Source organism: Streptomyces sp. MMCC 100, from assembly GCF_041538145.2.
Lineage (GTDB): Bacteria > Actinomycetota > Actinomycetes > Streptomycetales > Streptomycetaceae > Streptomyces.
The window spans coordinates 138,347-161,252 of record NZ_JBGORK020000001.1 but is presented as its reverse complement, the minus strand read 5'-3'; the positions used below and the strand labels follow the sequence as shown (position 1 = coordinate 161,252).

Sequence of the window (22,906 nt, the reverse complement as noted above, 5' to 3'; positions counted from 1 at the left end):
AGAAATGACAGAAACCCTGCGGCACCCCGCGGCCGCCACTGGCACGCTCTTCGACCCGCGCAGCGATGAACACGCGCGCGCACTGACCGACCTCTACCGGGCCTACCTCCTCGAGGAGGCCGAACGCACCCGCGAGCACGCGCCCGGCATCCCCGTCGCGGTCTGGCTGCAGACCGCGCTCCTGTCGGTCGACGGCGTCTTCGTCGCGTTCTGCTCGGTCGACCTGAAGCGCCGCTCCGTGGAACTGGTCTACGTCGCCCCGGAGCACCGCGGCCGCGGCCTGGCGAGCGTCCTACTCGCCGACCTGGCCCGGACGTGCCCCACCCAGCTCACTGTGAAGGCGCCGCTCTCCCCCGACGGCGAGGCCCTCGCCGCCAGCGTCGGGCTGCCCGTCGTCCACCCGGACGCGGAGCAGGTAGAGCAGGGCCTGACCGCCCAGCGGGAGATGAAGCGGGCGCTCGACCGGCAGTGCCGGCACCGCCGGGGCAACCCGGCCGCCGTCTGCCGTCGGTGTCTGCGCGCGCTGCTCACCCGTTCCGCCGAGGCCCACGTCAGGGGCTACGTCGCGCTGGTCAACAACTACTGGAGGTCCCCTCGATGACCACGAACGAGATCCTGATGCTGGCCGTCGGGCTGTCGCTCGGCGCCCAGTCCATGCACCTGCTGCACGCCTACTGGGACAACCAGGCCGCCCGCCGCAGCGCTGCCCAGGCCGAGGCCACGCTGAAGCGACTGGCCGGCGACCGCTACCTGAGCAGCTTCCGCCTGTACCGCCTCGGCGTGCCGCCCTCCGTCCCGGCGCCGGGCGACCCGCACCCGGCCGAGCTGCTCGAAGCGTCCGTGCGGGACTTCGAGCTGAAGCTGTGGGACGCCGCCGACCGCGTCGAGGACGCCGCCCGCCGGGACGGCCTGCTGTGACCGAGTGCGAGGTGTGCGGGACGGAAACGAGCGGTCGGTACCTGTGCGGCCGTCATGCCGAGCGGCTCGCCGAGCGGCTGGCCGAACTGCCCAAGGTGTACGACGAGGTCGCCGAGTGCCTGGTGCCCCGCCGGTCCGGGCCCGCCGAGTTCGTCACGGCGACCCCGGCCGGCCCGCGCTCCCCGCTCGACGAGGACGTCCTCGACACGGTGAACACCGCGCGGGCCGCCGAGGTGACCCACCTGTGGCGGGTGGACGTGCAGCGCGTCCGCTGGCCGCACCACGGGGCGCCCGCCCCGGCCGGCCTCGCCGCGGACTGCCGGTGGCTCGCGATGGAACTGGAGTGGATCGTCGAGCACTACCCGGCGGCCGGTGAGCTGGCGCGGGAGGTGCGGGAGCTGGAGTTGGCCGCGCGGTCGATCGTCGGCGATCCGGCGCCCCGCCCGCAGCGTCTGGGGACCTGCGTGGCGGTCGACGGCGAGGGCGTGGTGTGCGGGGCCGTGATCTCCCGGCTTCCCGGGCAGTCCCGGGTGGCGTGCCGGTGGTGTGGCTACCGGTACGAGTCGGAGCAGGACTGGCTGACGCTGCTGCACTTCCAGCCCACGGCGGCCGCATGACTATCACGGGGGGCCGTGATAGTCTCCTGTCTGTGACCGAAGAACCCTGGCGGGTTCGGTTCAGGCGCGAGGAAGAGCTGGTGGAACAGCTCCAGTCGCAGCTGACCGAAGCGCTCAAACGGCGCGGCAAGGCACTCGCCGACGGCAAAGCCGAACTCGGCAGCGCCTACAAGGTCGCGAAGGACGTCGGACGGAGCTACACCTCCATCAACGACGCGATCAAGAAGTACCGCACAACCGAATAGAAGCGGGGCCGGCCGTCAGCTCCCGGGTGGTGGAACACCCGAGGCGCGCGCGACGACCGACCCCTACCGCACCGGAGCGCTGACACGCACCGGCACTTGATCACGAACGAGATCGGACCTCGTTATGACCCAGCAGAACCCTAGCCTGCACTCGCGCAGGCTGATCGCCGCGGGCATCATCCGCCGCAGCCCGGGCCGCACCCTCACCGTGCGCGTCACCGCGGCCGGCGTCACCGGCGCCATCGCCAAGAACGGCGGTGCCCGATGAGCAACATCCGCGAGCCGCTCTACGGCGCCGCCGCGGCCGCCGTCCGCAACCAGCTCCGCGAACCGACCGACCTCGAGGTCGCCGTGGGCGTCGCGCAGCGACTCCTCGACAGCGACCAGGTACTGTCGCTCCGCGAAGGTCTGCGCCTGCTGCTCCGCGCCCTCGGCGCCGAGCCGGACACCACCGCGGCCGCCGACGAGCCGCCCGCGGTCACGGCCAAGCCCACCGGCCCCGGCTGCGGCGCCCCGGCGAGCGTCTGCGTCGAGGGCTACAGCCCGCGCGACGGCCGCGCTCACGGGAGCCTCGACCACGCCGTCTACGCCTGCACGGTGCACGCCACCGATGCTCGCACCGACTGGCTGCACGGCTTCACCACCTACACCTGCGCGGGCACGCCCGTGGACCGCCGGTGCGGCGAGCGCTTCGACCACACAACGCTCGGCGGTGGCCAGTGAGCACCGAGCCCCGCACCGTCACCCTCACCACGCTGGACCACGGCAACGTGACCATCCCCGAGCCCTCCTGGTGCCGCGGCCACGACGACCACCATCCCCGCACCTACCGCACCGACCTCACCCACAACACCCCCGACGTCCCCCTGACCGCCCGCGGCCGCAGCATCGGAGACGCCGGCATCTCGCAGGCGCCCTGCGCCGAGCGCAGCACCCGCGACGTCCAGGCGCACGTCGTCCTCTCCTTCGAAAGTGTCGGCGGCTTCGACCCGGCCGGCCTGTACGACTTCGCCGCCGAGCTCGACACGCACGCCGACCGGCTGCGCGACCTCGCCGACGAACTCACCCGGCTGCGAGGCGAAGGGCAGTGAGCAACGACTACCTGAAGTGGGGTGCCCTGGCCGCCGCGCTCGTCGCGACGGCCTCGGCCGAGTACGACCTCGCCCGCGCGGTCGGCTTCAACCAGTGGGTGGCGGCGGCCGTGCCCGGCGCCCTGGACATCTACACCGTCCGGGCCCTGCACGCGCACCGTGACGTGTTCGCCGCCGTCGCCGCGCTCATCGCCGTGAACGCGGCGAGCCATCTCGTCACCACCGGGCTGCTGCCGGTCGACGTGTGGCTGGTCGTCGCCGTCGCCGCGATCGCCCCGCTCGTTTTGTGGAGGGTTCACCGCCTCGCCGACACCCCCGAACCCGAGGCCGCCGAGGTACGCGACGAGTACGCCCTCGAACCGGAAGCGGAACCCGTACCCGCCGTACCCGCACCCGCGCGTCCGGCCCCCGCAGCTGTACCCGCCGGAGTCCGGCTGCTGCCGATCGTCGCCCGGCCGGCGCCCACCGGGACGGCCCTCGTACCCGCAGCCGAGTACGCCCGGGTACGCCCCCAGGTACACGCCGAGTACGTACCCGAGACCCGCGTGGGCGCTGTACCCGACTGGACCGTCGACGGCGACTACGCGGCGCCCACCGAGGAGCCGCTGCCGCTCACCGAGTACGGCCTCGGCTTGGCCGCCGAGGCGTTCAAGGAGCAGTTGCTGGCCGGGGATCTGCCGTCGATCCGGGCCATCAAGGACCGGCTGTCCGTCGGCCAGCCCAAGGCCAAGGAGATCCAGGACGCGTTCCGCACCGCCCTCCAGGCGCGCGCTGCGGGGGTGACGGCATGAGCGACGCCCTGGCGAAAGCAGAAGCCGCAGCCCGCGAGGCCGCCCAGAACACGGTGAACGTCGAACAGATCGTCGCCGCCGTCCTCGCAGCTCAGCAGGCACGGCAGCAGCCCGCCCCGCAGCACCAGTGCGAGCACCAGCACAAGCCGCGGCGGTCGGCCGGCGAGTGGCTGGGCATCTCCTGCGCCGTGTGCGTTGGCGGCGTCGGCATCGCCTTCGCGTCGCTGGCGCTGGCCATCCTCGGCGGCACCGCCGCGATCGTCGTCCTGGTCCTCCGGTCCATGTGGATCGACTTCCAGAAGCGCCGCTGACGGCTGCCCGATCCGCCCGAGTGTGACGGGCGGTGAGGGGAGCCGGACAGCCCGGCCCGCCACGAGGAGGAACCAGTGGACCGCACTGAGCAGCTGGAACAGGCCCGCGAGGCCGTAGAAGAGGCCCAGCGCCTCGCCCGCGAAGCGCACCGGCACGTCGCATCCAACCCGATGGCATCCACCACCCTCGCCGCCGCGTCGGCCGCGTGGGCGGACGTCGCCCGCACCCACGCCGCCATCGCCGCCCTGCTCCCCGACACCACCACGGAGGCCTGACGATGCCCGCCACCAACCACGACGACCTGACCTGGAGCGAGATCGCCCAAGTCGTCCGCATCGGCGCCAAGGTCCAGCGCCGCAAGGCCCGCGGCAAGGGCGGCATCGCCCGCCTGGAGAAGCAGGCCGACGAGATCGTCGCCAAGGCGCAGGCCCGCGAGAACGCCCGCCGCAAGAAGTAGGTACGCCCCGGGGCGGCCGTACCCGGCCAGGTACACCGGCCGCCCCGGGCCCCCGATCACCCACCTGAGCAACCGGAGAGACCAGCATGACCGACCTTCACGCCCCCGCCCACCCCGGCGCCTCGGGTACGCCTGTACCTGCTGTACCTGAGCAGCCGGGTACGGCGGGTACGCCGGGTACGCCCGCCCGCGACGCCGTACCCGCCGAGAAGACCGGCGAGCCGAAGCGGAACCGCCGCCGGGTACGCATCGACCACCTTCGCCACGTCGTCGTCGAGGTCCGCGAGCACGCCGGGTACAGGACCGTCGTCCGGCACGCCGCCTACACCGCCGGCGGCGCCCGCCTCCTCACCCGCCGCGCCTGGGACTCCCGCACCACCGCCCGCCACGAGCGGATGATGCGCGCCGCCGAAGCCGCCGGAAACGAAGAGCTGGTCCGCCAGTGGGAACAGCGGGCCTACGCCTACCGGTTCGCCCGCCACCGCCGCCGCGTCGAACTCCTCCAGATGGCCATCAACGCGCCCAAGGCCATCGGCTACGCCACAGCGACCGGCGTCGGCACTCTGCTGATCCTCGGCTTCCTGATCACCCTGGGCACCGGGGACACCAGCGACCTCCTCACCCCCATCGAGGCCGTCGTCGACTTCGTCGGGTGGGTATCCTTCCTCGCCTCGGTCATCTGGGAACCGGCCCTGTACTCCCTGCCGCTCATCGCCCTCGGCGCCGCCTGGACCGTCGGCCGGCGCCAGCACACCGCCCCTGCCTGGGCCCTGCCCGCCGACGCCGAAGACCGCGACGTCGTCCCCGACGAGGGCGCCATCATCAAGGCCCTCAGCAACCTGGGCATCGCCCCGCTGAACAAGGCCATCAAGGACGGCTGGCAGCCCCGCTGGGTGTCCCCCACCACCCGGTCCGGGCCCGGCTGGCACACCCAGCTGCAGCTCCCCATGGGCGTCACCGTCGAGATGGTCAACGGGAAGAAGAAGGTGCTCGCGCACAACCTGCTGCGCAAGCCCGTGGAGGTGTGGCCGACCGAGCCGCCGAAGCTGCCCGGCACCCTCGACCTGTGGGTGGCCGACCAGGGCTCCCTGTCCGGGCCGACCCCGCCGTGGCCGCTGCTCACCGAAGGCACCGTCGACTACTTCAAGGGCGTACCGGTCGCCGTGTCCCAGCGCGGCGAACCCATCATGGGCAAGCTCATGGCCGCCAACTGGATGGTCGGCGGCATCATGGGCTCCGGGAAGTCGTCCCTGGTCATCGCGCTGCTGCTCGGCGCGATCCTCGACCCGCTCGTGGACGTCGAGGCCTACGTCATGGCCTACAACGTCGACTACGACCCCCTGAAGCCCCGGCTGCGGGCCCTGGTCAAGGGCGACGAGGACGAGCAGATCGAGGCCGCCGTGCACGCGCTGCGCCGCCTGCGCGACGAGGTCACCGAGCGGGGCAAACTCCTCGAAGAGCTGGGCGGCGACAACACCAAGCTGACCAGGGAGCTGGCCCAGAAGGACCCGCGGATGCGGCCCAAGGTCGTCGTCTTCGACGAGTGCCACGAGCTGTTCATGCACAAGGAGCACGGCAAGGAGGCCGCCGAGCTGGCCGTGAAGGTGATGAAGAAGGCCCGGAAGACGGGCATCACCCTCGTGTGGGTCACCGTGTCGCCCACGGCCGACAGCATCCCGCGAGACGTCACCCGCAACACCAGCCACCGTGTGGCGTTCGCCGTCGGCGACCACGTCGCCAACGACGGCCTGCTCGGCTCCGGCAAGCACAAGGCCGGCGTCACCGCCACCACCCTCATCCCCGGCGAGGACGTCGGCACCGCCGTCACCGTCGGCTTCACCAACAAGCCGTTCGAGGTCATCCGCTCCCACTACGTCGCCCGGGAGGCGGAGAAGGGCGTGGACGAGGTCACGCCGGTCGTCAAGCGTGCGCTGAAGGCCTACAAGGTCGGCGACGTCTGGGAGGTGCCCGAGACGGCGGCCGCCGACGTGCTCACCGACGTGGCCGCTGTCCTCGGTGACGAGCCGCGCATGCTCACCCAGGAGGTCCTGCACCGGCTCGCCGAGCGGAACCCGTCGGCCTACCTGGAGTGGGGACCGACCGACCTGAAGGCGGCCCTGGAGCCCTACGGCGCCGAGCAGTACAAGAGCGGCGGGAAGTCCATGGTGTCCCGCACCCGCATCCAGGAGGCCATCCTCGACCGCCTCGCCGAGGCCGACGAAGACGAGGGAGACCCCGAGATCTGAGGGAGTTCTCCCCACCCGCCTCCCTCCCCTGCCTCCCTCGGCGCGACCTGCGGAAACGCCCGTTGAGGGAGGCGGGGGAGGCCGCCCGAGGCAGCGCTGGAAAACGGGAAACAGGCCCGTTTGGCTCCCCTCCGCTGCCTCCCTCCCTGGCGGCATCATGGAGGGCATGGAGTCGCAGATGATCCGCCCCGGCCACCTCACCGCCCACCAGACCGCGCGGCTCCTCGGTGTGAGCCTGGCCGGCGTCCGCCAGCTCGTCCGCCGCGGCCAGCTCGCCCGCTCCGGCGGCACCGATCGGCAGCCCTGGTACGCCGCCGCCGACGTCGCTGCCCTGGCCGCCGTCCGCCGCACACGGGCCGCCGCTTGACCGCAGGTCAGCGACCTGTCACGATCTCGGTGAACAGCTGTGCCTCGAAACAGGCACCCACAGACGCACGACGAAGCCCCGACCGCATGGGTTCCCGGTCGGGGCTTCGTCGTGTCACAGCACCATCACCCTGGCTTCACAGCGCCCCCACATGACCGATGATGGCCCCGCCAGCATCAGCCATCCCTGGGGGGACCATGCACGCCCGCACCACGACCGCCGCCGCTCTCGCCGTCCTCGCCCTCACGCTCACCGCGTGCAGCAGCGACGACGACAGCGATCAGGCGGCCGCGCCGAGCAGTCCGGCTGCCGCCGCGCCCGCCAGCGCCGCACCCGCAGGCGCACGGCATTACGAGACAGCGCAGGACATCGCCGACGCGCTGAAGGCCGCCGGCCTCACCGTCTCGCAGCCCAAGGAACAGAAGGACGCCTCGTACATCACCGAGGTCGGCGGCACGCCGTACAGCCTCACGATCACCGACGGGGACGGCCCTGCGTCTGGCGAGGCCGGCATCAATCTCTTCCCCAACCCCGAGGCCCTCGCCGCGTGGATCCCGTTGTCGAAGCAGTTCGGCGGCATCGCGGTCACCGACGACAAGTGGGCGGTCAGCCTGCCCACCCGCGACGAGGCCGCCCGCACTGACAGCGAGCGCCTCGCGCCGAAGATCGCCAAGGCCCTGGACGGCACCGTGCAGCAGTAGCCGCCATGGACACCCGAGGCCCTGCCCGCCGGCGGGGCCTCCGTCATGCCGGGAGGACCGCGTGGCCACCGACCGCAGCGAGCTGGTCTCCTACGAGTTCCGCCAGATCCGCGCGCGCATCCTCGCCGAGTCCGACGTGTGCATCGTCTGCGGCCACGGCCACGCCACCGCCGTCGACCACATCCAGCCCGTCAGCAAGGGCGGCGCCCGCCTGGACCCCGACAACCTGGCGCCCATCCACGGCAACCGCGGCTGTCCCGTCTGCCTCCGCAAGTGCAACAACGAGAAGGGCGACAAGCCCCTGGCCGCCGTCGTCCAGCTCCACACCAGCGTCGACTGGTTCGCCGGACCGTAGCCGCCTGCCACTACCCACGGTGAAGGCGCGGCGAGCCGCGGCGCCACCGGCAGCGGCACCGCGTCCAGGCCCCGCCGCGGCTCGGCGCCGTCGGCCGGCGGACGCACGCCTGCCACGCTGGCGACAGAGCACTGCCCCCTCCGGCCGCACGCGAGCACACACAGTGCCGAGCATCGTCGCAGGTCAGAGCGGTGATCGTCCCGGCTCGGCGGCGGCCGGCCGTCCGTTCTTTGGACAGGGGTCGATCCCAACCCCGCGCCCCCCTGCCATTTTTCTCCCCCCGGCGTGATCACGGCCGGACGATCATGGAAGGGGGTGCCGTGGCGAGGCAGCCGAAGCGCCAGGCCGGCCCGGTCGAGACCACGGTGCGTGACGACGTGGAGCAGCTCGGGGACCTGGTCGGCGTGGAGCCGTCCCTGTCCGAGATGGCCTACGCCCTGGCCCGGGAGATCGACGCCGGCGGCGGGGAGGACGGCAAGCAGCTCCCCTCGTTGAACCGCGAGCTCCGGCAGACGCTCGCCCAGCTGCTGGAGGGGCGGGCTGCTGACGATGACGACGACCTCGGAGACCTGGGCTCCCCCGACTGAGTTCGCGGAGGATCTGCGGGAGCGGTACGGGTTGGAGTGCCCGCCGCGTTGGGGGACGCCGCGGCACCCGGACCGGCCGTCGCTGGGGCCGAAGCTGTGGAAGGTCATGGCCAAGCTCGGCGCGCCGCCGATGCCGTGGCAGCGGTACGTCTCCGACGTCGCCCTGGAGATCGATCCGGCTACGGGCCGGTTCGCGCACCGCGAGGTGGGCCTGTCGGTGTCCCGGCAGCAGGGCAAGACGGAGCTGTGTCTGGGGGCGCAGGTTCACCGCGGCCTGGCGTGGCCGCGGCAGAACATCGTGTACGCGGCGCAGACCCGGGGCATGGCGCGGCAGCGCTGGGAGGACGAGTTCTGGGAGAAGATCGCGGGCTCGGAGCTGGCGCGCATGGCGCGCATCCGGAAGTCGAACGGCAACGAGGCCATCCTGTGGGGCAAGACCCGCTCGAAGATGGGCATCACGGCGAACACGGAGAAGGCCGGCCACGGGCCGCCGCTGGACCTCGGGTTCATCGACGAGGCGTTCGCTCACGAGGACGACCGGCTGGAGCAGGCGTTCTCTCCGGCGATGCTGACGCGGGCCATGGCACAGCTGTGGTGGGCGTCGGCGGGCGGCACGACCAAGAGCGTGTGGCTGAACAAGAAGCGGGAGAACGGGCGCGCGCTGATCGAAGCGCTATGGGAGGCGCTCGCCGAGGACCCGGCGGCCGTGCGTCCGCGCGCTGCCTACTTCGAGTGGTACGCGCCGGAGGACATGCCGCGCGACGACCCGGCGACGTGGCGGGCGACGCTGCCCGCGCTCGGGCACACGGTGACTGAGGAGATCATCCAGGCGGAGCTGGAGAAGATGGACCCGGCCGAGTTCGACCGGGCCTACCTGAACCGCACCCGCAAGCCCACCCCGCCGACCGATCCGAACGTGCCCAAGGACAAGTGGGCGGGCCTGGCCGACGCCGGCAGCAAGCCGGTGGCGGACAGCGTGGCGCTCGCTGTCGACGTGTCGCAGGACCGGGCGCACGCCTCCATCGCCGCGGCCTCGCTGCGCGCGGACGGCAAGGTGCACGTGGAGGTCGTGGCCCGCCGACCAGGCACGGCCTGGGTGGTGCCCGCCGTGGCCAAGCTGCACAAGCTGTGGAAGCCCGTCGCGGTGGCGGTCGCCTCGTCGGGTGCGCCGGCCGGGTCGCTCATCGACGACCTGGCGGCCGCGGGCATCGAGTCACCGAAGGACCGGGCCCACCCGCAGCGCGGCGACCTCGCGGTGATGCGCGCGGGGGACATCACGGAGGCGTGCGGGCAGCTGGCCGACGCCATGAACCAGGGCACGGTCCGGCACATCGACCAGGTGCCGCTCACGGCCGCCGTGAACGGGGCGCGGACGCGGCGCAACGGGGACGCCTGGCAGCTGGACCGCACGGCGTCGCTGGTCGACATCAGCCCGCTGTGCGCGACGACGTTCGCCCGCTGGGCGCTGCTCATTCGGGGGCCTCAGGTCCTTGAGGACTACGACGCGCTGGATTCGGTGCTGTGAGGAGGGAGCTGTGGTGAGTCCGACTCTCGGCCCCGACGGGGTGTTTTACCCGGGCGGCCCGCCGCCGTCGGTGGGTGGCTGGCGGCGGATGGGCCGGGCGCTGGTGTCCGGCTTCCGGCGGCTGGGTGCGGTGTCGAAGCGGGCCATCACCTCGCTGCCGTGGATCTCCGGGGGCCCTCGCCCGGGCGCCGTGTCGTCGGCGCAGGCGATCCGACTGATCCCGCTGTTCGCGTGCGTGCGGATCCTCGCCGACTCGATCGCGTCGCTGCCGGTGCAGACGTACCGGAAGAACGGCGCGTCGCGGGAGCTGCTGACGTTCGTACCCTCACTGCTGTTCGCGCCGGCCGCGCGGGACAACCTGTTCGAGTGGCTCCACAAGGCGGTCGTGTCCCTCGCGCTGCGAGGCAACGCCTACGGGCTGATCACCCAGCGGGACGACTTCGGGTTCCCCACGATGATCGAGTGGCTCAACCCGGACGAGGTGTGGGTGGACGAGCTGCGCCCGACGCTGCCGGTCTTCTACTGGCAGGGTCAGGAGGTACCGCGCGAGCAGATCGTCCACATCCCGTGGGTGGTGCTGCCCGGCTGCGTGACTGGGCTGTCGCCGGTGCAGGCGTTCGCCCGCACGATCGGCGTCGGTCTCAGCGCGACGGAGTACGGGCTGTCCTGGTTCGACAACGGCGGCACCCCGCCGGCCACGATGAAGAACTCGGCGAAGGCGATCAACCCGGACGAGGCTGAGGAGATCAGCGACCGTCTGGCCGCCAGGGTGCGCGCGCGTAAGCCGCTGGTGTTCGGCTCGGACTGGGACTTCACCGCGCTACAGGTGAACCCGGAGGAGTCCCAGTTCATCGAGACGATGCGGCTCAACGCCTCCCAGATCGCGGCGATCTACGGGGTGCCGCCGGAGATGGTCGGCGGGGACTCCGGCGGGTCGATGACCTACGCGAACGTGGAGCAGAACGCGATCAACTTCGTCGGGTTCACGTTGCGGCCGTGGCTGTCCCGGCTGGAGGCGAAGCTGTCCGCGCTCATGCCGGGCAAGGAGTTCGTCCGCTTCAATGCCGACGCGATGATCCGCGTCGACCTCCTGAGCCGCTATCAGGCGCACCAGCTGGCGCTGAACGACGGCTGGCGCAACCGCGACGAGATCCGCGCCCTCGAGGACCTGCCTCCGCTGCCGGACGGCCAGGGCCAGGTGTACCTGCCCGTGTCGATGCTCGGCGGCCCCACCAACGACCCGGCCCCCGCGCCGGGCGATCCCAACCCCATTCAGTGAGGAGGCCGACCGTGGCCGACCTGGAGAGGCGCTACACGCCGGTGCCCGTCGAGCTGCGGGCGCCCAAGGAGCAGCAGCGCAAGACCATCAGCGGCTACGCCGCCGTGTTCAACCGCGAGTCGTCCAACCTCGGCGGCTTCGTCGAGGTCGTCGACCCGCGGGCGTTCAACAAGTCCCGCGGCGACGGCTGGCCGGACGTCATCGCCCGCTACAACCACGACGACAACATGCTGCTGGGCACGGTCGCGGGTGGCACGCTGCGCCTGTCGATCGACGACCAGGGCCTGCTGTACGACGTCGACCCGCCGCAGGCCCGCGCCGACATCCTCGAGCTGGTGGCCCGCGGCGACGTCCGCAAGTCGTCGTTCGCGTTCCGCACCGTGGAGGACGACTGGGGGATGACCGACCAGGGGTTTCCGATGCGGACGCTGCTGCGTGCGCAGCTGGTCGACGTCGCTCCGGTCAACATCCCCGCCTACCCGGACTCGTCGGCCGGCCTGCGCTCGCTGGCGCAGCACGTGGGCGCCGACCTCGAAGAGGTCCGGTCGCTGGCCAGTCAGGACGAGCTGCGGAAGCTGTTCCGCCGCAGCGACGGGCCGGGCCCGGCCAAGCCGCAGACGCTGGGTGCCGCCGCGCGGATGGCGCTGCTGGCCCGGCGCGAGTCCCCGCACCTCTGAACCCCTTGGGGCAGGCCGACAGCCACCCCACCTAGCAGCACGACGGCCTGCCTGGTGCGGGCCTTTCGCATGTCGAGGCAGGCCGACAGCCACCTCGGACCACATCCCTGATTCACAGTGAGGAGATCGGACCATGTCCGAGGTAGTGAAGTCCCTGCAGGAGCGTCGGCTGCGCGTCTGGGAGCAGGCCAAGGCGCTGGCCGACGCGGCCGCCGAGGAGAACCGCACGTTCTCCGGCGAGGAAGAGTCCTCGTGGCAGTCCCTGAACGCGGAGCTGGACGCGCTGGACAAGCGCATCAAGGCCGTCATCGACGGCGAGCAGCGCGCGAAGGACGCCGAGGACGCCATGTCCAAGCTGCGCGGCGAGCCCCGCGGCAAGGGCGGTCCGGACACCCAGCCGAACAGCGAGGAGCTGCGGAAGTTCCTGCGCGGTGAGGGCGGTCGCACGTTCGACGTCGTCCCGGCCGGGCCGGTGTCCTTCCGTGACCTGTCCAAGCTGTCCTCGGGTGCGGGCGGCGCGACCGTCCCCACGGACTTCTACGGGCAGCTGGTGGCGCACCTGATCGAGACCAGCGCCATCATGCAGGCCGGTGCCACCGTCCTGAACACGGCCAGCGGCGAGACACTCCAGGTGCCGAAGACCACCGCGCACTCCTCGGCGGCGATCGTCACTGAGGCCTCCGCGATCGGCGAGTCCGACCCGGCGTTCGGCCAGGTCTCCCTCGGCGCCTACAAGTACGGGACCGTCATCCAGGTCTCCCGCGAGCTCCTCACGGACGCGGGCGTCGACCTGGAGGGCTACCTGTCCATGCAGGCGGGCCGCGCGCTGGGCAACGCCTTCGGTGCGCACGCCATCACCGGCGACGGATCCGGGAAGCCGCGCGGCATCGTCACCGACGCGACCGCCGGTGCCACCGGCCCGACCGGCGAGTCCGGCGGGTTCGGATCGCAGTCCGCCGCGGGTGAGGGCGCGGACCTGCTGATCGAGCTGTTCCACTCGGTCATCTCCCCGTACCGCATGTCCAGTTCCTGCCGCTGGATCATGAACGACGGCACGGCGGGCACGATCCGGAAGATCAAGACCACTGAGGGTCAGTACATCTGGCAGCCGTCGGTCGTCGCCGGGACCCCGGACACGATCCTCGGCAAGCCGGTGCTCACGGACCCGAACGTCGCGGACATCGGGCTGTCCGCCGAGTCCGTGATCTTCGGTGACATCTCGCAGTACTTCATCCGCATGGCGGGCGGGATCCGCTTCGAGCGGTCGGACGAGTTCGCGTTCAACGCGGACCTCGTCACCTTCCGGGCGCTGATGCGCGCGGACGCGGCGCTGGTCGACCTGACCGGCGCCGTGAAGACCTACACCGGCGGGGCTTCCTGACCGGACCACCAGCGAGCGGCAGGCCCGTGACAACCAGGGCCTGCCGCTCGCGACCGATGGGAGGATCCCGTGTCCCTGTACGACCAGACCCTCGTCAAGGTGTCGCTCGCGCCGGCTGCGCTGACCGACGGCACCGTCAACGGCACCGCTGTGGACCGCGCCGTGAACGGCGGCATGCAGGAGGCCATGCTCGTCGTCACCACAGGCGTGGTCACCGACGGCTCCCACGCGGTGGCCATCCAGGACTCCGCCGACGGCAGCACCGGCTGGGCCGCGGTTGACGCTGGCCAGCTGACCGGCGCCGCACCGACCGTGGACAGCGCCGACGACGGAGCCGTGTTCGAGATCGGTGTCCGCTCCACCCGCCGCTACCTGCGCGCCGTCGTCGTCACCACCGGGTCGACCACCGGCGGCATCGTCGGCGCCTACCTCGTCCTCAACTCGCCCCGCTACGCGCCGGTATCCCGCGCCTGAGGAGGACCCTGTGCAGATCCGCATGCTCGTCACCATGTCCGGCACCCGCAACGGCAGCAGGTGGCCGGCCCGCGGCGAAACCACCGTCCTTCCCGACGGCGAGGCCTCCCGCCTCGTCGCCGCCGGCCTCGCCGAGGAGGTCGCCGAACCCGCCCCGCCGGTGGAGACGGCAACACCTCCGCCCGCCGAAGTGACCGCCCCGCCCGCGGCCAAGCCGCCGTCCCGGCGCCGCGGCCGCCCCGGTAAGGGCGAGAGCCCCAAGGAGTAGGGCTGTGGCCAACGAGTACGCCGAGCTGTCCGTCCTCAAGGCGATGTTCGAGGTCGAGACGGACGACACCACCCGGGACGCGCTGCTGTCCAAGGCCCTCACCGCCGCGTCGCGCAGCATCGACCGCGCCTGCGGCCGCCGCTTCTACCTGGACGAGACGGCCACGGCCCGCACCTACAACCCGGCGGGCAAGGTGGTGTTCGACGTGTTCGGGGCCCGGCTCCTCATCGACGACGCGGGCGCCGCCCCGATGCTGGTGGAGACCGGGTCGGGCGGCTCGTTCACCCCGTTCACCGGCTACGAGACGGGACCGGACAACGCTCTCGCGCGCGGCCGGGCCATCACGTCCCTGCTGTCTACGTCCTCGAGCTGGGGGCACGGCACCGGACGGGTGCGGGTCACCGCGCAGTGGGGCTGGCCCGCAGTGCCCGAGGAGATCGAGCAGGCCACCCTCATCCAGGCGTCCCGCCTGTACAAGCGCAAGGACTCCCCCGAGGGCGTCATGGGCTCCTCGGAGTGGGGCGTCGTCCGCCTGTCCCGCCGGGACCCGGACGTGTGGGCGCTGATCGAGCACTTCATCCTCCCCGGCTTCGGATAGGAGACGCCATGCAGATCTCCGCTGTCCGTGACGCGATCGCGGACGCCGCCCGCACGGTGGTCCTCCCGGCCGGGATCGGAAAGCTGGTGTGCACCGGCTACGTCCCCGACGCGGTGACCACGCCGTGCTTCTTCGTCGGCGAGGTGGAGGTGTCCTTCGACAAGGCGATGGGCCGCCGCCTGGACGAACTGCTCTTCACGTGCCGAGTGCTGGCCGGCCGCCAGGACGACCGCGCGTCACAGCGCATCGTCGATGCCCTGCTGTCCGGGTCCGGCCCGGCCTCGCTGAAGCAGGCGATCGAGCAGGCGCGCGGCGCCCCGGGCGAGATGGCCCTCGGCGGCCTGGCCGACGACCTCCACCTCCAGCGCGTCCAGGGCTACAGGTGGTTCGAGCACGGCACTTCCACCTACGTCGGCGCCGAACTGGTGATCAAGGTCATCGGAGACGGGAGCACCTGATGAAGATCCGGATCCTGGTGAGCCAGCCGCCCGGCGCCGTGCTGCACGGCCGGCCGTGGCCCACCGAGGGCACCGTGGTCGACGACCTGCCTACCACGGTGGCCGCACATCTGGTCGCCTCGGGCGTCGCCGAGGAAGTCCCCGACGCCCCGCCCGCACGGCGGCGCAAGAGCAGGAAGGAGCACGACGATGGCTAAGAGTGTCCTGCTCAACGTGCGCGCGTTCGCGGTCGGCTTGGATCTGACCAGCGCCTCCAACAAGATCGAGCTGACCACCTCGGTGGAGGAGAAGCCCACCACGAACTACGGCAGCGACGGATACACCGAGGTCGTCGGCGGGCTGGCCTCAGCCGAGATCGCGGGCGAGGGCCAGTGGGAGGCGGGCGACGAGACCCTGGTGGACGACGCCATCTGGGCCCAGCTCGGCGGGGCCGGCCCCTGGTCGGTGAGCGGCAACAACAGTGCCGCGGTCGGCGCGCTGGCGTACTTCACCCGGGCGATGCGGGCGGACTACACGCTGCTGGGCGAGGTCGGCGAGGTCGCGCCGTGGACGTCCACCGCGAAGAGCAGCTGGCCGCTGGTGCGCGGTCAGTTCGCCCACCCGCCCGGCACCGCCCGCACCGCCGACGGCAACGGCACCGGCCTCGAGCTCGGTGCCGTCGCAGCCGGGAAGCGGCTGTACGCGGCGCTGCACGTGCTGTCGGTGGCGGGCACCACGCCGTCCCTGACCGTCCGCGTGGAGTCCAGCGCGGACGACACGTTCGCCGCCCCGACCACCCGCGCGACCTTCGACGCGGCAGCCGAACCGGGCGGGCAGATCGTGCGCACCGACGGCACCGCCATCACCGACACCTGGTGGCGCCTCGCCTGGGACATCACCGGCACCACACCGTCGGTCCTGTTCGCCGCTGCCCTCGGCATCGGCTGACCACCCCATCCCTCAGCCCGGTCCCCGCCTGCGGGCCCGGGCATCTCGTTACGCCTGAAAGGGAGGCCGGCCATGCCGAAGATGGTGCTGACCGCCGAGTACCTGTCCATCAACTCCAACGACCTGTCCGAGTACACCCGGAAGGCCGAGGTGACGGTCGAGGTCGAGGAGAAGGACGTCACGAACTACAAGAGCCTGGGCTGGAAGGAAGTCATCGGCGGGCTCAAGTCCGGGACGCTGGCCTGCGAGTTCCTCCAGGACTTCGCCGCCACGAAGCTGGACGCGATCATGTGGCCGCTGCTGGGCACGGTCGTACCCTTCGAGGTGCGCGCCGACCAGGCCGCCGTGGGCCCGTCCAACCCCTCGTACTCCGGCAACGTCCTGATCGCGGGCTGGTCCCCCGTCACCGGCTCCGTCGGCGACGAGGCGACCGTCTCGCAGGACTTCACGACGTCGGGGGCCGTGACCCGGGCGACGGCCTGATGCCCCGCGCGTCTACGGCGTCGCTCCACCTGGAGCTGACCTCGTCGAACCTGCGCAATGTCAGCAACGCGCTCAAGGCCGAGGAGGACGGCAAGGAGCTGCGTAAGGAGCTGACGAAGAACATGCGCGAGGCCCTCAAGCCGGGGGCCGCGCGCGCCAAGTCCTCGATCATGTCGATGGCGTCCACGACGCCCCATGCCGGCCCCGCGCTGAAGACCGCGATCGCCCGGAAGATACGGCCGGAGGTCCGCATCACCGGCAAGTTCCCCGGCGCCAAGATCAAGGCATTCAAGACGAAGAACCTACGCGGCTTCCCCAACGCCCCGAAGCGCACCAACCGCTCCTCTGGCTGGCGGCACCCGGTCTACGGCAACCGCGAGGTGTGGGTGCAGCAGACCGGCAAGGTCAAGTGGTTCGACCGTGCCTTCGAGGGCGAGCAGGCGCACTACAAGCGGCAGGTCCAGTTCGCCCTGGCGGACATGGTCAACCGCATCGCATCCCGATCCGACTGACCCTGAAAGGCGGGCCTCGTGAAGGTCACGTACAGCCCCGAAGACGGCGACGAGCAGGTCTTCGACTACAACCCCAACCGGCTGATGTCCGCCGAGCGGGAGGCCCTGGAGAAGCGCACCGGCAAGTCCTTCCAGGAGTTCTCTCTGGGCGTCATCCGGGGCAACGCCCTGTGCCGGCGGGCGCTGCTGCACGTCCTGCTCAAGCGGCAGCACCCCACCATCGCGTTCGACGACGTCGACTTCTGCTGGGACGAACTCACAGTCGAGATGACCAAGGGCGAGACCACGCTCATGGTGGAGCGGCTGCGGGAGAAGAAGGGCAACGACGACATGATCGAGGCCCTCCTCGACCAGTACGACAGCGCGCCGGAGGACGAGGGAAAAGCCCGGCTGCCGATCGCCGTCTGAAACACCTCGGCAACGCGGCCCACCTCCTCGGTATCGGCCCGCGCGACTGGGACGAGATGACGGTCGAAGAGGCCGATCACTACCTGGCCTGGCTGGACAAGTACCTCGCGCAGATAGAGAAGGCCGCCAAGAAGCGGCGATGACGCCCGCGCTGAAGGGGGATCGCCGTGTCAGACACCAGTCTCGTCTTCGCTCTGTCGGCCCGGGACGACACCGGCCGGGGTATGCGGTCGGCCCGTCAGACGGTCGACAGCGAGACCGAGGGCATGGCAGACGACGTCGCCGCCAACGGCTCCAAGATGGGCACCGCGCTGGCGGCGGCCGGTGCCGCGGCAGGCGCCCTGGCCGGGGCCGCGATCATGTCCACGCTGTCACAGGCGATGGACGTGTCCGAGGCGACCACCCGCCTCGAGGCCCAGCTGGCGAACACCACCGCCGACGTCGGCGCGGCCACGGACGCCATGACGGACGTGTTCACCGGCGGGTGGGGGGAGTCCGCCACCGAGGTCGGCGACGCGATCAAGTCCGTGACGCTGAACATGGACGAGTTCACCGGCCAGCAAGACCGGCTGGAGGACATGACCAAGAAGACCATGGCCCTGGCCAAGGCCTTCGACCAGGATCTGGAGAAGGCCACCGCGGCGGCCGGCCAGATGGTCAAGACCGGCATGGCCGACAGCTTCGAAGAGGCCATGGACCTCATCGCTGCCGGCCTCAGCAGCGTCGCCAACAAGAGCGACGACCTGCTGGACACCTTCAACGAGTACGGCACCCTATTCCGCCGCATGGGCCTGGACGGCCAGACGGCCCTAGGACTCATCAGCCAGGGCCTCAAGGCGGGCGCCAAGGACTCCGACGCCATCGCCGACGCCATCGGCATCTTCAGCGAGATGGCCCTGGCAGGCGGCGACCAGGTCAACGACGCCTTCAAGTCCATCGGGCTGAGCGGCGCGGACATCGGCCGGCGCATGCGGGCGGGCGGCGAAGAAGCCACCTCCGCGCTGCAGGACACCATGGACGCCCTGCGCGGCACCGACGACGCCACCACCCGCCTGACCGCTGCTCAGACCCTCTTCGGTGACCTCGCCAACACCCAGGCGGACGCCCTGTACGCCCTGGACCCGGCGAGCGCGGCCGCCGCCGGGGGCTTCGACGACGTCGCCGGAGCCGCCGACAAGGTGGTGAAGAAACTCGAGGACTCCCCAGCGATGAAGCTGGAGGCCTTCAAGCGCACGGTGCAGCAGAACGTCATCGACTTCCTGGGCAGCAAGGTCCTCCCGGCCGTCGTCGACTTCAAAGACAAGTTCGGCGCGGCCGCCCGCGAGGCCTGGGCCGCGGCCGGAGACGGCGGCGCCGCCGGCGTGGACCGCGTCCTCAACTTCGTGGTCCTCCTCGGGCAGCGCATCGGCGAGAAGATCGTCACCGACCTGGTGCCCAAGGCCGCGGAAGGCCTGGCCCACTTCGGGCAGAGGCTCGCCGAGTACGCCATGCAGGACCCGGCGAGCCTGTTCAAGGTCGTACTGATCGCGGGCGCGCTCATCCTCGCGCTCACCCAGCTCCCGATCCTCCTGATCGCGACCCTGGGAACGGTCGCGGGTCTGATCATCGGCGGCTTCGTCGCCGAGCTGATCAAGAAGGGGATGGAGAAGTGGCCCGAGTGGTGGGCGTCCTTCAAAGGCTGGGTCGGGGCCCTACCCGGGGACATCGCCGGGATCTTCAGCGTGGTCGGTCTCGCCATCGGCGCGTGGTTCCTCGGGCTGTGGTCCGAGTACGTCGCCGACCCGGTCGGCCGCCAATGGTCCGCGTTCATCGGCACTGTGCAGGCCCTGCCCGGCAGGGCAGGTGATGCCCTGTCCGGCCTGGCTGTCACCATCACCGCCAAGGCCTGGGGAGCCTTCCAGTCCATGCGGGACGCTGCGGTCGAGCGGTCCCTGTCGCTGATCGCGTGGGTGCGGGGTGTGCCCGGTGACCTGGCGGGCGCCATCACCAGCGGAACCTGGCGCATGTACAACGCCGGCCTGGACTTCGTGTACGGCATCTGGGACGGCATCAGCGCCGCGGGCGGCTGGCTGTGGTCCAAGGTCGCGAACTTCACCTCGGACTACATCGTCGACCCGGTGAAGGACTTCCTGCACATCGGCTCCCCGTCCAAGCTGGCCGCCGACGAGATCGGCCACTGGATCCCCGCCGGTATCGCCATGGGCGCCGAGGACAACGCGGGCGTCGTCGACGACGCGATGCGCGGCCTGGTCGACCCCGCCGCCTACCGGCCCGCCCCCGGCTCCATGCCGGGTCCGTCATCGGCGGCCACGCTCGGCGCCAACCAGGCGCAGGTCCGCATCGTGATGGAGCTGGTCGGCGGGTCCCGGGCGTTCCGCGAGTTCTTCCAGGAGTCCGTCCGCCTCACCGCGGGCGGAGACGTCGTCAAGTTCGCGGAAGGGTGATCATGCCTCAGCTGCCCCCGCCCGTCTGGGCTGAGCTGTACTACGACGGGGCCTGGAACGACGTCACCGAGGACGTGCGCGTGACGACGGCCCCGGTGACTGTCACCCGGGGCCTGTCCTCGGAGTCGTCGTCCGAGGCCGACCCGACGTCGTGCACCTGCGTCCTGGACTCGCGGGATGACCTCTACGCGCCCCGGAATCCCATGAGCCGGCTGTGGGGGAAGATCGGCCGCAACACCCCCTTCCGGTGGGGGTACGAGGTGGGATCGCCGTGGGTGGATCTGCCGGGCGCGGCCGAGAACGGGCTGACCACGCCCGGCCTCACGGCCTTCGCGGTGGGTGACCTGGACGTGCGCCTGGACCTCGCACTCGACGCGTGGGCAGGCGCCAGCCAGGACCTTGCCGGGCGCTACCTGCCCACCGGCGAGAACCGGGCGTGGGCCGTGGCCGTGGCCTCGACCGGGCAGCTCGGCCTGTACTGGACCCCGATCGGCATCCTGGAGAGCAGGCTCGCCGTGTACTCGACCGTGCCGGTCGGCGCGTACCACGGGCAGCGCCTCGCGATTCGGATCACGCTCGACGTGGACAACGGGTCGGGCGGCTACGAGGTGCGGTTCTACACGGGTCGGACCGTGGACGACACCGAGTGGGAGCTGCTGGGCGATCCGATCGTGGGCGAGGAGACCACGGCCGTGTTCGATGGGATCGCCGACATCGAGCTGGGCCGGATCCTGTCCATCGACGGCGCCGCCATGACCGGGCGTCTGTACGCGTTCCGCCTCCTGGACGGCATCGGCGGCACGCTGGTGGCGTCCATGGACACGTCCGACGCCGCCCCCGGCGACAGCGCGTTCACGTCCGGCGGCCTCGTCTGGACGGCTGTCAACGGCGCCAGCCTGTCGAACCGGCACGTGCGCATGGCGGGGGAGATCCCGTCCTGGCCGCCCACCCGGGACCTGTCCGGCAACGACAACATCGTGTCGATCGCGCCGACGGGGGTCACGCGGCGGATGGACGCCGGGAACAAGCCCCAGGACAGCGCCTTGCGTCGGTTCATCCAGGCGGGCGGTGCGCTGGAGTGCTGGCCGCTCACGGACGGTGTGGACTCGAAGGCGCCCCGCAGCATGCTCGGCGGCCGGGACATGAAGGTCCTGGCCAGGGAGGGCATCGACTTCCCTCCCTCGTGGGAGGCCGGGACGCTCGCCGACTGGATCGAACCCGTCATCGCGATGAAGCCGACCGCATCGGTCAGCCTCATCGGGACCACACCCCGGGTGGCGAACACCGGCGACAGCTGGAGTGTGGACCTTTTTGTGACCGGCGGCGGGGCCTCCGGGTCGTGGGCCGTCAACATCTACGACACGGGCGCGGGTACGGACGCCGACAACCAGAACATCCTCAACCTCCTCTTCACGAGCGAGGAAGAGCGGCTCTTCCTCACCCGCACCTCGCACAGCACCGAGGACTCGTCCGCCGCGTTCTACGGCAACTACTACAACATCAACGTCTACGACGATCGGCCGCACTACCTGCGGCTGACCGTGGACACAGGCGTCGCCTCCCCCTGGTGGTACCTGTACGTCGACGGGGCGTACTCGGCGTCTGGCGCGTTGGACGTCGCCATGAGACCCGTGAGCAAGATCGAATTTAGCGGGTCGGCAAGCACCGACGGCACCGACCAGGCGGCCGGCTACATCACCTACTGGGACGACCGGGCGCCGACACCGGCCGCCATGTGGAACGCCTACCTCGGCTTTCAGGGCGAGGCCGCCGGCGCCCGCATCGAGCGGCTGGCCAGCGAGGCCGGATACACGGCAACGGTGTCAGGGCAGGCTGCCCTCCAGCAGCCGATGGGCATTCAGGACCGGGCGAAGCTGCTGGCCCTGCTCAACGAGTGCAACCGCACGGACTTCGGGTATCTGCTGGACGCCCGGGACCGGCTGGAGGTGATCCAGTGGGGCGGCTCCACCCTGTGGAACCAGCCGCCCGCGCTGGTGCTGGACTACAGCAGTGGGGTGATCGCGGCCCCGTTCCGGCCGGTCGACGACGACAAGCTGACCGAGAACGACGTCCAGGTGAAACGCTCCTACGGGGCGGTGCCGGCACGGCAGATCCTCGAGGATGGGGCCCTGTCGGTGCAGGACCCGCCGGACGGGGTGGGCCGCTACGACAACGAGTACACGTACTCGCTGGCCACGGACGCGCAGGCCGACCAGGTCGCGGCGATGCGCCTGCACCTGGGCACCTACGACGGCGTCCGCTACACGCGGCTGACCTTGAACCTGGCCAACTCGAGGGTGTTCGCAATGATCGACGACATCCTCCGTATCGACGTCGGCGACAAGATCCGGCTCACGAACCTGCCCGCCGATCACGGGCCGGACGCGGTGGACGTCCTCGTCCACGGCTACGAGGAGGAAGCCGGACCGGACGCCTGGACACTCACCTTCAACTGCAGGCCCGCCGAACCGTGGACCGCGGGGGTGACGGACAGTGTGGGCAGCCGCGCGGACACCGGCGGCAGCGAGCTGGCGTCCGCCGTCGACGCCGACGACACCACCCTGTCGGTCACGGCCGCCGACGGCCCGCTGTGGACGACGTCCCCGGCCGACTTCCCGTTCGACGTGCGGGTGAGCGGTGAGGTGATGACCGTGACCGGCATCAGCGGAACGACCAGCCCGCAGACGTTCACCGTCGGCCGGGCCGTCAACGGCGTCGCCAAGGCCCATCCGGCGGGCACCGACGTCCGGCTGACCACCCCGAACTACGTGGCCCTGTAGGAGGC

At 71.2% G+C, this 22,906-nt stretch carries 31 protein-coding genes; all 31 read left to right on the top strand.

The features are described 5' to 3' along the window. Nucleotides 1–4 precede the first annotated feature (4 nt). The 31 genes from ABS735_RS00840 to ABS735_RS00690 all read left to right on the top strand — a co-directional run bounded on the left by ABS735_RS00840 (nt 5) and on the right by ABS735_RS00690 (nt 22,901). The gene (locus tag ABS735_RS00840; protein ID WP_373905001.1) at nt 5–601 is read left to right on the top strand and encodes a GNAT family N-acetyltransferase; all 597 of its coding nucleotides are present in this window, start codon (nt 5–7) and stop codon (nt 599–601) included. Next, nucleotides 598–918, top strand: coding sequence for a hypothetical protein (locus ABS735_RS00835; RefSeq protein WP_373905000.1), 321 nt, complete (start codon nt 598–600; stop codon nt 916–918). Before ABS735_RS00840 ends, ABS735_RS00835 begins: the two co-directional genes overlap by 4 nt. Further along, on the top strand, nt 915–1,535 hold the full coding sequence (locus tag ABS735_RS00830) for a hypothetical protein (RefSeq protein ID WP_373904999.1): 621 nt from the start codon (nt 915–917) through the stop codon (nt 1,533–1,535). The genes ABS735_RS00835 and ABS735_RS00830 overlap by 4 nt, the downstream gene beginning before the upstream one ends. 32 nt (nt 1,536–1,567) lie before the next feature. Beyond that, on the top strand, nt 1,568–1,780 hold the full coding sequence (locus ABS735_RS00825; RefSeq protein ID WP_373904998.1) for a hypothetical protein: 213 nt from the start codon (nt 1,568–1,570) through the stop codon (nt 1,778–1,780). Between the two features lie 124 nt (nt 1,781–1,904). Then, on the top strand, nt 1,905–2,048 hold the full coding sequence (locus ABS735_RS00820) for a hypothetical protein (RefSeq protein ID WP_373904997.1): 144 nt from the start codon (nt 1,905–1,907) through the stop codon (nt 2,046–2,048). Further along, nucleotides 2,045–2,503, top strand: coding sequence for a hypothetical protein (locus tag ABS735_RS00815; protein ID WP_373904996.1), 459 nt, complete (start codon nt 2,045–2,047; stop codon nt 2,501–2,503). The genes ABS735_RS00820 and ABS735_RS00815 overlap by 4 nt, the downstream gene beginning before the upstream one ends. After that, the gene (locus ABS735_RS00810) at nt 2,500–2,871 is read left to right on the top strand and encodes a DUF6907 domain-containing protein (RefSeq protein WP_373904995.1); all 372 of its coding nucleotides are present in this window, start codon (nt 2,500–2,502) and stop codon (nt 2,869–2,871) included. Before ABS735_RS00815 ends, ABS735_RS00810 begins: the two co-directional genes overlap by 4 nt. Continuing rightward, on the top strand, nt 2,868–3,662 hold the full coding sequence (locus ABS735_RS00805; RefSeq protein ID WP_373904994.1) for a hypothetical protein: 795 nt from the start codon (nt 2,868–2,870) through the stop codon (nt 3,660–3,662). The genes ABS735_RS00810 and ABS735_RS00805 overlap by 4 nt, the downstream gene beginning before the upstream one ends. Continuing rightward, the gene (locus tag ABS735_RS00800; RefSeq protein ID WP_373904993.1) at nt 3,659–3,973 is read left to right on the top strand and encodes a hypothetical protein; all 315 of its coding nucleotides are present in this window, start codon (nt 3,659–3,661) and stop codon (nt 3,971–3,973) included. Before ABS735_RS00805 ends, ABS735_RS00800 begins: the two co-directional genes overlap by 4 nt. Before the next feature lie 75 nt (nt 3,974–4,048). After that, complete coding sequence (locus tag ABS735_RS00795; protein WP_373904992.1) at nt 4,049–4,249, top strand: hypothetical protein; 201 nt, start codon at nt 4,049–4,051, stop codon at nt 4,247–4,249. A 2-nt stretch (nt 4,250–4,251) separates the two neighbouring features. Further along, entirely contained in the window at nt 4,252–4,431 is a 180-nt protein-coding gene (locus ABS735_RS00790) for a hypothetical protein (protein ID WP_373904991.1), read from the top strand. 86 nt (nt 4,432–4,517) lie between these two features. After that, nucleotides 4,518–6,677, top strand: coding sequence for an FtsK/SpoIIIE domain-containing protein (locus ABS735_RS00785; RefSeq protein WP_373904990.1), 2,160 nt, complete (start codon nt 4,518–4,520; stop codon nt 6,675–6,677). Between the two features lie 166 nt (nt 6,678–6,843). Continuing rightward, on the top strand, nt 6,844–7,044 hold the full coding sequence (locus tag ABS735_RS00780) for a hypothetical protein (protein ID WP_373904989.1): 201 nt from the start codon (nt 6,844–6,846) through the stop codon (nt 7,042–7,044). Between the two features lie 197 nt (nt 7,045–7,241). Further along, nucleotides 7,242–7,745 (top strand): hypothetical protein, encoded by a 504-nt coding sequence (locus tag ABS735_RS00775; RefSeq protein WP_373904988.1) that lies wholly within the window; start codon nt 7,242–7,244, stop codon nt 7,743–7,745. Nucleotides 7,746–7,806: 61 nt separating this feature from the next. After that, the gene (locus ABS735_RS00770) at nt 7,807–8,100 is read left to right on the top strand and encodes an HNH endonuclease (protein ID WP_373904987.1); all 294 of its coding nucleotides are present in this window, start codon (nt 7,807–7,809) and stop codon (nt 8,098–8,100) included. Between the two features lie 320 nt (nt 8,101–8,420). After that, nucleotides 8,421–8,687, top strand: coding sequence for a hypothetical protein (locus tag ABS735_RS00765; RefSeq protein WP_308407045.1), 267 nt, complete (start codon nt 8,421–8,423; stop codon nt 8,685–8,687). Then, nucleotides 8,650–10,212, top strand: a complete 1,563-nt coding sequence (locus tag ABS735_RS00760; protein WP_373904986.1) for a terminase — start codon at nt 8,650–8,652, stop codon at nt 10,210–10,212. Before ABS735_RS00765 ends, ABS735_RS00760 begins: the two co-directional genes overlap by 38 nt. A 13-nt stretch (nt 10,213–10,225) precedes the next feature. Further along, entirely contained in the window at nt 10,226–11,491 is a 1,266-nt protein-coding gene (locus ABS735_RS00755) for a phage portal protein (protein WP_373904985.1), read from the top strand. Between the two features lie 11 nt (nt 11,492–11,502). Continuing rightward, the gene (locus tag ABS735_RS00750; RefSeq protein ID WP_373904984.1) at nt 11,503–12,168 is read left to right on the top strand and encodes an HK97 family phage prohead protease; all 666 of its coding nucleotides are present in this window, start codon (nt 11,503–11,505) and stop codon (nt 12,166–12,168) included. A 133-nt stretch (nt 12,169–12,301) separates the two neighbouring features. Continuing rightward, complete coding sequence (locus ABS735_RS00745) at nt 12,302–13,549, top strand: phage major capsid protein (RefSeq protein ID WP_373904983.1); 1,248 nt, start codon at nt 12,302–12,304, stop codon at nt 13,547–13,549. Between the two features lie 69 nt (nt 13,550–13,618). Next, nucleotides 13,619–14,023 (top strand): hypothetical protein, encoded by a 405-nt coding sequence (locus tag ABS735_RS00740; protein WP_373904982.1) that lies wholly within the window; start codon nt 13,619–13,621, stop codon nt 14,021–14,023. A 10-nt stretch (nt 14,024–14,033) separates the two neighbouring features. Beyond that, on the top strand, nt 14,034–14,291 hold the full coding sequence (locus ABS735_RS00735) for a hypothetical protein (RefSeq protein WP_373904981.1): 258 nt from the start codon (nt 14,034–14,036) through the stop codon (nt 14,289–14,291). A 4-nt stretch (nt 14,292–14,295) separates the two neighbouring features. Beyond that, a complete protein-coding gene (locus ABS735_RS00730) occupies nt 14,296–14,889 on the top strand; it encodes a phage gp6-like head-tail connector protein (protein ID WP_373904980.1) in 594 nt (197 codons plus the stop codon). An 8-nt stretch (nt 14,890–14,897) separates the two neighbouring features. After that, nucleotides 14,898–15,347, top strand: a complete 450-nt coding sequence (locus ABS735_RS00725) for a hypothetical protein (protein ID WP_373904979.1) — start codon at nt 14,898–14,900, stop codon at nt 15,345–15,347. Then, a complete protein-coding gene (locus ABS735_RS00720) occupies nt 15,347–15,544 on the top strand; it encodes a hypothetical protein (protein WP_373904978.1) in 198 nt (65 codons plus the stop codon). Before ABS735_RS00725 ends, ABS735_RS00720 begins: the two co-directional genes overlap by 1 nt. Continuing rightward, on the top strand, nt 15,537–16,274 hold the full coding sequence (locus tag ABS735_RS00715) for a hypothetical protein (protein WP_373904977.1): 738 nt from the start codon (nt 15,537–15,539) through the stop codon (nt 16,272–16,274). The genes ABS735_RS00720 and ABS735_RS00715 overlap by 8 nt, the downstream gene beginning before the upstream one ends. 72 nt (nt 16,275–16,346) lie before the next feature. Then, nucleotides 16,347–16,757 carry a phage tail protein gene (locus ABS735_RS00710; protein ID WP_373904976.1) on the top strand — a complete coding sequence of 137 codons (411 nt, stop codon included), beginning with the start codon at nt 16,347–16,349 and terminating at the stop codon, nt 16,755–16,757. Next, nucleotides 16,757–17,269 (top strand): hypothetical protein, encoded by a 513-nt coding sequence (locus ABS735_RS00705; RefSeq protein ID WP_373904975.1) that lies wholly within the window; start codon nt 16,757–16,759, stop codon nt 17,267–17,269. Before ABS735_RS00710 ends, ABS735_RS00705 begins: the two co-directional genes overlap by 1 nt. Before the next feature lie 18 nt (nt 17,270–17,287). Further along, nucleotides 17,288–17,677, top strand: coding sequence for a hypothetical protein (locus ABS735_RS00700; RefSeq protein WP_373904974.1), 390 nt, complete (start codon nt 17,288–17,290; stop codon nt 17,675–17,677). Between the two features lie 167 nt (nt 17,678–17,844). After that, nucleotides 17,845–20,121, top strand: a complete 2,277-nt coding sequence (locus ABS735_RS00695) for a phage tail tape measure protein (protein ID WP_373904973.1) — start codon at nt 17,845–17,847, stop codon at nt 20,119–20,121. A 2-nt stretch (nt 20,122–20,123) separates the two neighbouring features. Then, a complete protein-coding gene (locus ABS735_RS00690; RefSeq protein ID WP_373904971.1) occupies nt 20,124–22,901 on the top strand; it encodes a hypothetical protein in 2,778 nt (925 codons plus the stop codon). Nucleotides 22,902–22,906 lie beyond the last annotated feature (5 nt).